At 70.6% G+C, this 12,351-nt stretch carries 9 protein-coding genes; 3 read left to right on the forward strand and 6 right to left on the reverse strand.

Going from position 1 to position 12,351, the window contains the following annotated elements:
* From BM109_RS19540 to BM109_RS19550, 3 genes are all read left to right on the forward strand, one after another.
* Nucleotides 1–1,731 (forward strand): ABC transporter ATP-binding protein, encoded by a 1,731-nt coding sequence (locus tag BM109_RS19540; RefSeq protein ID WP_093345773.1) that lies wholly within the window; start codon nt 1–3, stop codon nt 1,729–1,731.
* 69 nt (nt 1,732–1,800) lie between these two features.
* On the forward strand, nt 1,801–2,100 hold the full coding sequence (locus BM109_RS19545; protein ID WP_093345776.1) for a type II toxin-antitoxin system HigB family toxin: 300 nt from the start codon (nt 1,801–1,803) through the stop codon (nt 2,098–2,100).
* Nucleotides 2,101–2,115: 15 nt separating this feature from the next.
* A complete protein-coding gene (locus tag BM109_RS19550) occupies nt 2,116–2,493 on the forward strand; it encodes a helix-turn-helix domain-containing protein (protein ID WP_093345779.1) in 378 nt (125 codons plus the stop codon).
* A 669-nt stretch (nt 2,494–3,162) separates the two neighbouring features.
* Here BM109_RS19550 and BM109_RS19560 read toward each other — a convergent pair.
* From BM109_RS19560 to BM109_RS19585, 6 genes are read right to left on the reverse strand one after another with little or no spacing between them, the layout of a single operon-like run.
* Nucleotides 3,163–4,770: an ABC transporter substrate-binding protein gene (locus BM109_RS19560; RefSeq protein WP_093345781.1), complete on the reverse strand. Its 1,608-nt coding sequence runs from the start codon at nt 4,768–4,770 to the stop codon at nt 3,163–3,165.
* A 40-nt stretch (nt 4,771–4,810) separates the two neighbouring features.
* Nucleotides 4,811–6,529, reverse strand: coding sequence for a hydantoinase B/oxoprolinase family protein (locus BM109_RS19565; protein ID WP_093345783.1), 1,719 nt, complete (start codon nt 6,527–6,529; stop codon nt 4,811–4,813).
* A complete protein-coding gene (locus tag BM109_RS19570) occupies nt 6,526–8,253 on the reverse strand; it encodes a hydantoinase B/oxoprolinase family protein (protein ID WP_093345785.1) in 1,728 nt (575 codons plus the stop codon). The genes BM109_RS19565 and BM109_RS19570 overlap by 4 nt, the downstream gene beginning before the upstream one ends.
* Entirely contained in the window at nt 8,250–10,409 is a 2,160-nt protein-coding gene (locus BM109_RS19575; RefSeq protein WP_093345788.1) for a hydantoinase/oxoprolinase family protein, read from the reverse strand. Before BM109_RS19575 ends, BM109_RS19570 begins: the two co-directional genes overlap by 4 nt.
* Nucleotides 10,410–10,447: 38 nt before the next feature.
* Complete coding sequence (gene metC, locus BM109_RS19580) at nt 10,448–11,716, reverse strand: cystathionine beta-lyase (RefSeq protein ID WP_093345790.1); 1,269 nt, start codon at nt 11,714–11,716, stop codon at nt 10,448–10,450.
* Nucleotides 11,713–12,348, reverse strand: a complete 636-nt coding sequence (locus BM109_RS19585) for a cysteine dioxygenase family protein (protein WP_093345793.1) — start codon at nt 12,346–12,348, stop codon at nt 11,713–11,715. Before BM109_RS19585 ends, metC begins: the two co-directional genes overlap by 4 nt.
* Nucleotides 12,349–12,351 lie beyond the last annotated feature (3 nt).

The raw sequence follows: 12,351 nt of genomic DNA on the forward strand, positions 1-12,351 counted from the left end.
ATGACGCTCGAACCAGTGACGATCGCGCCGCCGCTGCTGGACGTGCGCGGCCTCGATGTCTTCTTCCACGGCTCGAACGGCCCGATCCAGGCCGTGCGCGGGCTGGACCTGACCTTGCAGCGCGGCGAGACGCTGGCGCTGGTCGGCGAGTCGGGCTGCGGCAAGTCGACCACCGCGCTGGCGCTGCTGCGCCTGCTCGCGCCCGGCACCGCGCTGCGCGGCAGCATCCATTTCGACGGACGCGACATCCTCGCGCTGTCGCCGGCCGCGTTGCGCGAGGTGCGCGGGCGCGAGATCGCGATGATCTTCCAGGAGCCGATGACCTCGCTGAACCCGGTGCACACCATCGGCGCGCAGATCGAGGAGACGCTGCGCCGCCACGAGAAGCTCTCGGCCGCCGCGGCGCGCCGGCGCGCCATCGAGCTGCTCGACCTGGTGCGCATCCCCGAGCCGCAACGGCGCATCGACGACCATCCGCACAACCTCTCGGGCGGCCAGCGCCAGCGCGTGATGATCGCGATGGCCGTGGCCTGCAAGCCGCGCCTGCTGGTGGCCGACGAGCCCACCACCGCGCTCGACGTGACCATCCAGGCGCAGATCCTCGAGCTGCTCGACGGCCTGCGCCGCGAGCTCGACATGGCGCTGCTGCTGATCACCCACGACCTGGGCCTGGTGGCCCAGTGGGCCGACCGCGTGGCCGTGATGTACGGCGGCGAGAAGGTCGAGGAGGCGCCGACCTCGAAGCTCTTCGCCGCCCCGTCGCATGCCTACACCCGCGGCCTGCTCGGCGCCTCGCTGCATGCCGGCAGCGCGCTGCATTACGCGGATGCGCGCCTGCCCGAGATCCAGACCCGGCTCGATCCCGCCACCGGCGTGCGCGACTTCGCGCTGCACGTGCCGCAGCCGAACACGAAGGTGCGTGCCTTGCCCGTGCGCGCCGCGGCCGGCGAGCCGCTGCTGTCGGTGCAGGACCTGCGCACCGACTACCCGACGCGCGGCGGCGGCGTGCTGCATGCCGTCGACGGTGTGTCCTTCGACATCCGCGCCGGCGAGACCGTGGGCCTGGTCGGCGAATCGGGCTGCGGCAAGTCCACGCTCTCGCGCACGCTGTTGCGGCTGGTGGACCCGGCGGGCGGGCGCATCGTGTTCGACGGTACCGACATCGCTTCACTCTCCGAGAAGGCGCTCAAGCCCTGGCGGCGGCGCGTGCAGATGGTGTTCCAGGATCCCTATGCGTCGCTGAACCCGCGGCGCAGCGTGTTCGACATCCTCGAGTCGGTGCTCAAGGTGCACGGCGTGGACGACCGCGCCGAGCGGCGCAACCGCATCGCCGCCATCCTCGAGCGCGTGGGCCTGCCGGCCGACGCGGCGCGGCGCTTTCCCAACGAGTTCTCGGGCGGGCAGCGCCAGCGCATCGGCATCGCGCGCGCGCTCGTGCTGCGGCCGTCGCTGGTGGTGCTCGACGAGCCGGTGTCGGCGCTCGACGTGTCGGTGCAGGCGCAGATCCTGAACCTGCTGGTGGAGCTGAAGGAGGACTTCGGGCTCTCCTACCTGTTCATCTCGCACGATCTGTCGGTGGTGCGGTATATCGCGGATCGGGTGATGGTGATGAACAAGGGGAAGATCGTGGAGACGGGGGGGTATCAGGATATTTGGGATCGGCCGCAGCATGCTTATACGCGGAGCTTGATTGCGGCGGTGCCTGGGGCTGAGCAGAGGAAGGCGGCCTGAGGTTGCTCCGAAAACGCCGGCGGGGACACGCCGTCGGCGTTAGTCCCAATTTGGGACTAAAATCGCGTCATGCGAGTCATCGCCCAGAAAATGCTGGTCGACTTCTACCGGCAGGACGCCCATCAGGACTGTGCCGGCCCGGCGCGGGCCTGGTACGCGATGGCCTGCGCCGCGCAGTGGACGCAGCCCGCCGATGTCGTGGCCGCCATGCCGAAAGTCAGCATCCTCAAGGACGGCCGTGCCGTGTTCAACCTCGGGGGCAACAAGTACCGGCTCGTCGTCTGGATCAACTACGACTACGCAACGATCTACACCCGGTTCATCGGCACGCACGCGCAGTACGACCAGATCGACGCGAACACCATTTGAAGGAAGGAGCCCGTCATGGAAATTCAACCCGTCAAGAACGAAAGCAGCTACCGCGCCGCGCTCGCGGCGATTGAAGGCCTGATGATGGCCAAGCGGGACACGCCCGAAGGCGACCGCCTCGATGTGCTCGTGACGCTGGTTCAGGCCTACGAAGCGAAGCATCACCCGATCGATCCCCCCGATCCGATCGAGGCGATCAAGTTCCGCATGGATCAGTCGGGCATGGGCGTGAAGGATCTCGTTCCCTTTATCGGGCCGCTGAATCGCGTGTACGAGGTGTTGGCGCGCAAGCGCCCGTTGACGTTGCACATGATCCGGCGCTTGAACAAGGGGATGGGGATTCCGGCCGATGTGTTGATTGGGTTGGCCGAGGAAGAAGCATTGGCAGATTGATGTGCGCGTGGGGCCGGCTCTTCGGTTTTATGTGTTCTTCTCTTTGGTGAGGCTGTTGGCCGGGTCTCGCCCCGGCGGGCGAGTCACTTTCTCTTGTCTCGCCAAGAGAAAGTAACCAAAGAGAAGGCGACCCCGCTGTCTGTGTCCCTCCGCTTCGCTACGGGCAACCTGCGGTGCTCGGAGAAAGCGGGGGTCCGCAGAACTCGCTGCGCTGCGCTCCGCTCAGACAGCTGCGGCCCTTATCCCGCTTTCTCCTGCGCTCCTCGGCACAGCCAGAGGGGACTAGGGTCAACGCGCCGTGGCGCGTCCTTGTGTGGTGAGTGCGCATGCATAGGCCTCGGATCTTTCACTGAGGCCGAGCGAAGCGACGGCCCGTTGGGTCTGCTGGGCCGAGCATCGCGATGGCCCGACCCACCCCCTCTGGCTGCGCCGAGGAGCGCAGCGTTTCGCGGATAAGGGCTCGCAGCTGTTTGAGCGAAGCGAGTTCTGCGAGACCCCGCGAAACGCGAGCACCGCAGGTTGCCCCGGAGCGCAGCGGAGGGGTCGCAGACAGTGGGGTCGCCTTTCTTTGCTTACTTTCTTTGGCGAGACAAAGAAAGTGAGCCGCCCGCCGGGGCGGGACCCGGCCGACAGCCTCACCAAAGAACAAAACCCCAAAACAAAAGAAGCCTACTTCTTGGCCTCGTCAACGTAGACATCCGCCAGATTCGACTCCACCCCATCCGCAGTCAACGAATGGTCATGCACCCGCTGATTGGCAATGGTGATGAACACAGGCTGATAGAGATTCAAATCCGGCACATCCCGCGCCACCGTATCCTGAAACTCCTTGAACAGCTTCAACCGCCGCGCAGGATCGTTCTCCACCGCGGCATCCTCGAGCAACTTGTCCACCACAGGACTCTGATAGTGCGTGCCATTCGAGAACGGCACACCCTTGATGAAGTTCTTCGACCAGTACAACCGCTGCACCCCCACGGTCGGGTCGAACAGGTTGCTCGCCCCGTTGTGCGTGAACGCGAAATCGCGGTCCGTGTAGATGCGCTTGATGAAGGCGCTCGGATCCTGTGCCCGCACCGTCACCGCGATGCCGATGCGTGCCAGGGTCGAACGCAGGTAGTCGGCCAGGCGCGGGCCATCGGCGCCGATGGGGTTGAAGTCCAGCGGCACGCTGAAGCGCACGCCGCCGGCCTTGCGCGGATAGCCGGCCTCGTCGAGCAGGGCGTTGGCCTTCTTGAGGTCGAAGGCATAGGGCGAGGGCGCGGGATCGTGGAAGGCCTTGAGGCCGGGCGCGATCGGTGAATAGCTGACCTGGCCGTAGCCGTAGTTCACCACCTTCACGATCACGCCGCGGTCGACGGCATGGGCCACGGCCTGGCGCACCTTCTCGTTCCTGAAGTACTCGTTGTCGAGGTTGAACTCGAGCCGGGTCACGTTCGACGAGTAGCTGTTGCCCTTGGTCTCGAAGCGCAGCGCGGGCACCTTCTTGAGCCGCTCGAGATCGGCCAGCGGCACCGGCGTGCGGTAGCCGAGGTCGACGGTGCCGGTCTCGAAGGCCACGGCGGCTGCCGCCGGGTCGGTCACGAAGCGCACGATCAGCTGGTCGATGAAGGGCTTGGGCTTGTCCCAGTACTCGGGATTGCGCTCGTACACGATGTGGCTGCCACGCACCCACTCCTTGAACCTGAACGGGCCGGTGCCGATCGGCGCGTTGTTGTTCGGGTTGTTCGCCGGGTCGGTGCCCTCGTAGACGTGCTTGGGCACGATCGGCGTCTCGGTCGCGACCAGCGCGCGGATCAGGTAGGGCGCGGGCTTCGACAGCCGCAGGATCGCGGTGTACTTGTCGGGCGTGTCGATGGCCGTGAGGTTGGCGAAGGTGTTGCGGCCGCGCGGATGGATCTTCTTCAGCAGCTCGATCGAGTAGGCGACGTCGGCCGAGGTGAAGTCCTTGCCGTCGTGCCACTTCACGCCCTGGCGCAGCGTGAAGGTGTAGGTCAGGCCGTCGGGGCTGATGACCCATTTGGTCGCCAGCTGCGGCTGCGGATTGACGTCGTAGTCGTACTTGAGCAGGCCCTCGGTGACCTTGGCGCTGACGCTGAGGATCGGCGTGGCGACATTGCCGATGGTGACGAGCGCGGTGGGCTCGCTGGTCGACAACAGGGTCAGGGTGCCGCTGTGATTGGGCGGCGCGGCCTGCGTGGTGGCGGCGAGGCCGGCGGCGAGCAGCAGCGCGACGGTGGCGCGGCGGAAGTGCGGGGGGCGGAGCAGGGAGGACATGGTGAGAGGAGCGAGAACGGAAAGAAGAAGAGGAAAGAAATCAGGCAACGGCGGCATCGGTCGCGGGCGCCGGCACGGCCGTCACCAGCCCTTCGCGCAGATCGCGCGCGATGGCGGCTTCGGCACGCTGGGCGGCATCGCCGAGGCCACCGCCGCCGGGCGTCTCGACCACCAGCTTGTCGCCGGCCGGAATGAGCTGGCGCCCCTTGGCGCGCAGCGCGCGGCCCGAGGCCAGCCGCAGCCGGCCCGGCGCGCCGTCGCTGCCGCCGAGCGCGCCGCGCGCCGGATGGTCGACGCGGTCGAAGGCGGCGGCGATCAGGAAGGCCGCGTCGGGCTGTGCATGGCGCACCTCGATCACCTGGCCCAGGCCGCCGCGCACGGTGCCGGCACCGCCCGAGTCGACGCGGAACTCCTTGCGCTCGAACAGCAGCGGCGCCTGGGTCTCGAGGATCTCGAGCGAGACATTGCGCACGCCGCTCGGGTAGGCGGTGACCGAGAGGCCGTCCTTGCCGGGCCGCGCGCCGGTGCCGCCGGTGCTGAAGCTGATCACGTTGAAGCGCGGGCCGCGGCGCACCGCCTCGGCATCGGCCGGCGCGGTGCCGGCCAGCACCTCGCCGCCCACGAGCTGCAGGTTCCACAGCGACGACGAACCCTCGGCCGGCACCCGGTCGGGCCGGGCCTGCCGCAGCGCGCCGAACACGGCGTCGGGCAGCAGCTGGCCGATGACGTGGCGCGCGGTCACGGCCGCGGGATGCAGCGCATGCAGGATGCAGCCCTCGGGCGCGGCGACGCGGATCGGCGCCAGCGAGCCCGCGTTGTTGGGCACGTCGGCGCCCACCAGGCAGCGGATGCCGAAGGAGGTGTAGGCGTCGGTGTAGGCCTTGGGCACGTTGATGCCGCGCGCCACGGTGCCCGAGGTGCCGGCGAAGTCCACGTCGATGCCGTCGTCGCCGATGGTCACGGCCACCTGCAGCGTGATCGGCGCGTCGTAGCCGTCGGCCACCAGCGTGTGGTGCCAGGTGCCGCGCGGCCATTCGGCCAGCGCCTCGCGCATGGCCTGCGCCGAGCGCGCGATGACGAAGTCGCCGAGCGCCTCGAGGTCGGCCAGGCCGAACTCGCGCAGCAGGGTGCGCAGCCGCCGGCCGCCGACTTCATTGCAGGCCACGAGCGCGAACAGGTCGCCCTCGACCTGCTCGGGATCGCGCACGTTGGCGCGGATGATGGCGTGCACCGCCGGGTCGACCGTGCCGCGGCGCACGAAGCGCAGGATCGGCAGGAACAGGCCCTCGTGGTAGATCTCCAGCCCGTCGGGACTCGAGCCGATGCCGCCGATGTCGACCACGTGCAGCGTGGAGGCGAACAGCGCGACCGCGCGCCGCGCCGCGCCCTCGCCATGGAACACCGGCGTGACCATGGTCATGTCGAACAGGTGGCCGGTGCCCTTCCACGGGTCGTTGGTGAGGAACACGTCGCCGTCTTCCATGGTCTCGATCGGAAAGCGGCGCAGGAAGTGCTTGACCGACTCGGCCATCGAGTTGACGTGGCCCGGCGTGCCGGTCACGGCCTGCGCGATCATGCGGCCGTCGGGCAGGAACACGCCGGCCGAGAGGTCGCCGGCCTCGCGCGTGGAGGTGCCGAAGGCGGTGCGGATCAGCGTCTGGGCCTGCTCCTCGACCACCGAGAGCAGGCGGTTCCAGGCGAGCTGGTGGCGGATCAGTTGGCGGCCGGCGGGGGCCGCGGGCTTGGGTGTGGAACTCATGCGTGGTGGTCCGAAAGTTCGGAGGCAAAGGAAGAAGAGGAGGAAAGAGGAGCGGCCGCCGCGTGGCTGATCAGCCCGGCTTCGAGGTCGCGCGCGATCAGCGCCGGATCGCGCTCCGAGGGATCGCCGAGGCCGGCACCGCCGGGCGTCTCGACCACCAGCACCTCGCCGGCCGGCACGAGCTGGCGCCCCTTGCCGCGCAGGGTCGTGCCCGCATGCTTGAGCCGTGCGGTGCCTGGCGCGCCATCGCCGCCGCCGAGCGCGCCGCGCGCCGGAAAGCGCACGCGGTCCCAGGTGGCCGACAGCACCATCGGGTCGCCGTCGGCGTTCTCGACCTCGATCACCTGGCCCAGCCCGCCGCGCGACGTGCCCGCGCCGCCCGAATCGGGCCGGTACTCCTTGCGCCGGAACAGCAGCGGCGCCTGGGTCTCGAGGATCTCGAGCGAGACGTTGCGCACGCCGCTCGGGTAGGCGGTGGCCGAGAGGCCGTCCTTGCCGGGCCTTGCGCCGGTGCCGCCGGTGCTGAAGCTCACGATGTTGAAGCGCCGCGCGCGCCGCAGCGCGTCGTTGGGCCCGCCCTCGATCGGCTGGCCGCCGTACAGGCGGATGTTCCACAGCGACGACGCGCCCTCGGCCGGCACGCGGTCGGGCCGGGCCTGGCGCAGCGCGCCGAACACCAGGTCGGGCAGCATCTGGCCGATGGCCGCGCGCGTGGCAACGGCCGCCGGCGGCAGCGCATGGACGATCGAGCCCTCGGGCGCGACCACGCGGATCGGCGCCAGCGAGCCCGAGTTGTTGGGCACGTCCGCGCCGATCAGGCAGCGGATGCCGAAGGAGGTGTAGGCATCGGTGTAGGCCTTGGGCACGTTGATGCCGCGCGCCACCGTGCCCGAGGTGCCCGCGAAGTCGACCAGGATGCCGTCATCGGAGATCGTGACCGCCGCATGCAGCTCGACCGGCGTGTCGTAGCCGTCCACGGTCATGTGGTTGCGCCAGGTGCCGCGCGGCCAGTCGGCCAGCGCGGCGCGCATGGCCTGGGCCGAGCGCTCGATCACGTAGTCGCCTTGCGCCCGCAGGTCGTCCAGGCCGAACTCGCGCAGCAGCCGCTGCAGCCGCGTCGCGCCCACCGCGTTGCAGGCCACCAGCGCATGCAGGTCGCCCTCGACCTGCTCGGGCTCGCGCACGTTGGCGCGCACGATGGCCAGCACCGACTCGTCGAGCACGCCGTCGCGCGCGAAGCGCAGCGGCGGCAGGAACAGGCCCTCGTGGTAGATCTCGAGCGCATCGGGGCCGGCATTCACGCCGCCGATGTCGACCACGTGCACGGTCGAGGCGAACAGCGCCACCAGCCGGCCGCCGTGGAACACCGGCGTGACCATCACCACGTCGAACAGGTGGCCCGTGCCCTTCCACGGATCGTTGGTGACGAACACGTCGCCGTCGCGCATGGTGGGGGCCGGAAAGGCGCGCAGGAAATGCAGCACCGAGTCGGCCATCGAGTTGACGTGGCCCGGCGTGCCGGTCACGGCCTGCGCCACCATGCGGCCGTCGGGCAGGAACACGCCGGCCGACAGGTCGCCGGCCTCGCGCGTCGGCGTGCCGAAGGCGGTGCGGATCAGCGCCTGCGCCTGTTCCTCGACCACGGCGAGCAGGCGGCTCCACACGAGCTGCTGGCGCAGCGCCTGGCGTCCCTTGGCTGCGCTGGCGGTGCTGGCAGCACTCATGCCGCCACCGCCGCCGCGTGCGCTTCCTCCTCGTGCCGCACAACCGTGGTGTCGTCGAGCACCAGCGCGCCGAGCCGGCTCACGCGCGCCTCGAAGCCCGCGATCAGCTGCGTGGTGGTCTCGTCCTCGACGACCAGCGCCGGGCCCTCGATCCACAGGCCCGGCCGCAGCGCGGCGCGCTCGTACACCGGCACCGCCTGCCAGCGGCCGGTCTCGGCGTCGTAGAGCTCGCGCGTGGCCAAAGCCGTGGCGCGGCCCTCGTCGGCCACGAGCCCGTCGGCCTCGGGCGCGGCACGGCCGCCGGCTTCCACCGCGACCGACCAGCTCACGGCCTCGGCCGCGATGTGCGGCAGGCTGCGGCCGTAGAGCGCGGCATAGCGCGCCTCGAAGCGCTGGTGCAGCGCGGCGCTGGCGGCCGCGTCGAACGCGCCCTCGGGCAGCTCGACCGGGATCTCGTGGCCCTGGCCCGCGTAGCGCATGAACACCACGCGCTGGCGCACCAGCGGCGCGCCGGGCGCGGCGCGCAGCACCACGTCGTCGGCGGTGGCGGTGAGCTCGTCGAGCAGCCGGCCCACGGCCGCATGGTCGATGCGGTCGAGCCGCTGGTGCAGGCTGCGCACCGTCTGGTAGGCCACCGGTGCCCAGAGGAAGCCCAGCGCCGAGCCCACGCCGGCCGAGTTCGGGATCACCAGCCGCGCGATGCCGAGCTTGCGCGCCAGCAGCGCCGCATGCAGCGGCGCCGCGCCGCCGAAGGCGATCAGCGTGCTCTCCTCGGCCACCTTGCCGAGTTCCGAGGCATGCACGCGCGCCGCGTTGGCCATGTTCTCGGTCACGATCTCGACCACCGCCTGCGCGGCCGCCTCGACCTCGAGCCCGGTCTGCGCGGCCACGCCCTGCAGCAGCGCGGCGCGCGCGCGCTGCGGATCGAGCCGCACCTTGCCGACCGCGAAGCGCGCCGGGTCGATCGCGCCGAGCGCGGCATGCGCGTCGGTCACGGTCGGCTGCTCGCCGCCCAGGCCGTAGGCGGCCGGGCCGGGCGAGGAGCCCGCGCTGTCGGGGCCGACCTGCACCACGCCCAGGTGGTTGACGCGCGCGATCGAGCCGCCACCGGCGCCGATCTCCACCATCTCGATCACCGGGATGCGGATCGGCAGGCCCGAGCCCTTGAGGTGCCGGTGCACGCGGCCGAATTCGAAGCTGCGGCTCAGCTGCGGCTGGTAGTCGTCGATGAAGCAGATCTTGGCCGTGGTGCCGCCCATGTCGAACGAGAGCGCGCGCGTGGCGCCGATCTGCTCGGCCACCTGGCGCGCGAGCACCGCGCCGCCCGCGGGGCCCGATTCGACCAGCCGCACCGGCTCGTCGATGCCGGCCTGCAGCGTGGTGATGGCGCCGCCCGAGGTCATGAGGAAGGGCTCGGCCCTCAAGCCGCGTTCGCGCGCGCCTTCCTGCAGCCGGCGCAGGTAGCCGGCCACCTGCGGCTGCACGTAGGCATTGGCGCTGACGGTCGAGAGCCGCTCGTATTCGCGGATCTCGGGGCAGACGTCGGAGGCCAGCGATACCCAGAGTTGCGGCGCATGCTCGCGCAGCAGTTCGCGCACGCGGCGCTCGTGGACGGGGTTCGCATAGCCGTGCAGGAAGCACACGGCCACGCTCTCGATGCCGTCGGCCACGAGCTGGCGCGCGAGCACGGCCACCTGCGCCTCGTCGAGCGGCGTGACCACGCGGCCGGCCGCGTCGGTGCGCTCGACCACGCCATGGCGCCAGTGGCGCGGCACCAGCGGCGCCGGCTTGTCGAGGAACACGTCGTACTGCGCGAAGCGGTCCTCCAGCCCGATCTCGACCAGGTCGCGGAAGCCGTGCGTGGTCAGCAGTGCCGTGGGTGCGCCCTTGCGCTCGATCAGCGCGTTGGTGGCCAGCGTGGTGCCGAGGATCAGCAGGTCGACGTCGGCCCAGGCCGCGCCGGCGTGCTGCAGCACTTCCGCCACGCCGTCGAACACGGCCTGCTCGGGTGCGGCCGGCGTGGTGAGCACTTTCACGGTGTGCTTGCGCTCGCCGCGCAGCAGCACGATGTCGGTGAAGGTGCCGCCGACGTCGACCGCCACGCGCACGCGGGGGTCGATGACGGGGACGGTGGGGGAGGAGGAGTGCGTGGACATGGCGGCGGTACGGGAAAAACGGGAGAGGAAGGAAAGACTCAGAGCAGGTGCGCGCCTGCGCTCAATTCACGAAACGGCGCCGCGGCGGGGGCCGGCGCGGGTGCGGGAGCGGTTGCTGTCGGCGTCGCCTTCGCGAAGGCCCGCGCCAGGTCGGCCACCAGGTCGCCCGGATCCTCGAGACCGACATGCAGCCGCACCACCGGCGCATTGCCCTGCCATTGGCGGTGCTCGCGCAGCCGCTCGGGCTGGGCCGCGAGTGCCAGGCTCTCGTAGCCGCCCCACGAGGCGCCGATGCCGAACAGCGTGAGCGCGTCGACGAATGCATCGGCCTCGGCGGCGGTGGCATCGCGGAACGCGAAGGACACCAGGCCGCTCGCGCCGCTGAAGTCGCGCCGCCACAGCGCATGGCCCGGGTCTTCCGGCAGCGCCGGGTAATACACGCGGCCCACCTGCGCCTGCTGCTGCAGGAAGCGCGCGACCTCGGTGGCATTGCGCTGGTGCTGCGCCAGCCGCACCGGCAGCGTGCGCAGGCCGCGCAGCGCCAGGTAGGCGTCGTCGGCGCCGATGGTCAGGCCCAGCGCCTCGTGCGCGCTCAGCAGCTTCGCGGCCAGCGCGGGGCTGTCGACCACCACGATGCCCTGCATCAGGTCGGAGTGGCCCGAGATGTACTTGGTGGCGGCCTGGATCGAGATGTTGGCGCCGAGCGCGAGCGGCTTGTAGAACCAGCCGCCGCTCCAGGTGTTGTCGGTGGCCACGGTCACGCCGCGCTCGCGCGCGATCTTGCTGAGCGCGGGCAGGTCGAGCACCTCGTAGAGCAGCGAGGTCGGCGACTCGAGGTACAGCAGCCGCGTGTTCGGCCGCAGCAGGCTCGCCAGGTCGTCGTGCGCGGGCGAGAAGTACTCGACCGTGATGTTCAGCCGCTTGAGCAGGGTGCTGTCGACGCGCCGCAGCGGCGCATACACGCCATCGGCCACCAGCGCATGGTCGCCGGGCGACAGCAACGCGAGCAGCACCAGCGTGATCGCCGACAGGCCCGAGGGCGTGAGGAAGGCGCGGTGCCCGCCCTCGAGCGCGGTCACCGCGTCCTCGAGCGCGCGGTGCGTGTCGAGGCCATGGCGGCCGTAGGAGGCCACGCGTTCGCCCGCGGCGCGGCGGTGGTGATGGTCGGCATGAGCCGCGGTGTTCTCGAAGCGCACGGTGCTCGTGCGCACCACGGGCACGTTGACCGGGCCCGAGCCGGCGCGCAGCTGCGGCGCGCCCGCATGCAGCAGCCGCGTCGCGTCGTTCAAGCCGTTGACAGCGCTCATGCGACCGCCTTGCTCGGCTGCAGCTGCGTCGCGTTGTAGTTCACGATCGCGCCGGTCTCGAGGTTCACGCCGATGCGACGCGACAGCGTCTCGAGCGGCTGGCCGTAGAGATGGAAATGCAGCGTCGGCCGGTCGCCGATCACGTGGATGCTGTGCAGGTCCTCGGGCAGGAAGGCGATCGAGGTGCCGGGCTGCACCGTGACCTCGCGTTCGAGTTCGAGCCGCGCCTGCGCGGGGTCGCTGCCGTCGTCGGTGCGCCGGTAGACGCGGTTCTCCTCCTGGCCCTCGACCGCCACGATGGTGGCCCAGGTCGTGTGGTTGTGCGGGATCGAGGTCTTGCCGGGATTGATCGAGTTCAGGTAGAGCGCCACGTCGTCGTCGCCATCCCCGGGGTTGAGGCGGTAGCGCGTGGAGGCGCCCACGCCTTCGCTCGCGGCCGGCGGCGGGAAATCCTCGCGCGTGAACAGGGCAGCGTTGGTCGCGAGCTTCTCGAGCCGCGCCGTGATGCGCGCGAGCACCGCGCGGTCGAGTGCCTGGGCGGCGGCGATGGCGCGGATGTCGGCCAGGGCCTGGTCGACGGCGATGCGGCGCTGTGCCGCGATGGCGGTCGTGTCGTTCTGGGAAGTGGTCATGGG

The organism is Variovorax sp. PDC80 (assembly GCF_900115375.1).
GTDB lineage: Bacteria > Pseudomonadota > Gammaproteobacteria > Burkholderiales > Burkholderiaceae_C > Variovorax.

Excerpts from the sequence above, each read along its gene's own strand:
- BM109_RS19575 (WP_093345788.1), bottom strand. The coding sequence starts at position 10,409 with ATGTCCACGCACTCCTCCTCCCCCACCGTCCCCGTCATCGACCCCCGC.
- BM109_RS19585 (WP_093345793.1), bottom strand. The coding sequence starts at position 12,348 with ATGACCACTTCCCAGAACGACACGACCGCCATCGCGGCACAGCGCCGC.
- BM109_RS19560 (WP_093345781.1), bottom strand. The coding sequence starts at position 4,770 with ATGTCCTCCCTGCTCCGCCCCCCGCACTTCCGCCGCGCCACCGTCGCG.
- metC (WP_093345790.1), bottom strand. The coding sequence starts at position 11,716 with ATGAGCGCTGTCAACGGCTTGAACGACGCGACGCGGCTGCTGCATGCG.
- BM109_RS19545 (WP_093345776.1), top strand. The coding sequence starts at position 1,801 with ATGCGAGTCATCGCCCAGAAAATGCTGGTCGACTTCTACCGGCAGGAC.
- BM109_RS19565 (WP_093345783.1), bottom strand. The coding sequence starts at position 6,529 with ATGAGTTCCACACCCAAGCCCGCGGCCCCCGCCGGCCGCCAACTGATC.
- BM109_RS19540 (WP_093345773.1), top strand. The coding sequence starts at position 1 with ATGACGCTCGAACCAGTGACGATCGCGCCGCCGCTGCTGGACGTGCGC.
- BM109_RS19570 (WP_093345785.1), bottom strand. The coding sequence starts at position 8,253 with ATGAGTGCTGCCAGCACCGCCAGCGCAGCCAAGGGACGCCAGGCGCTG.
- BM109_RS19550 (WP_093345779.1), top strand. The coding sequence starts at position 2,116 with ATGGAAATTCAACCCGTCAAGAACGAAAGCAGCTACCGCGCCGCGCTC.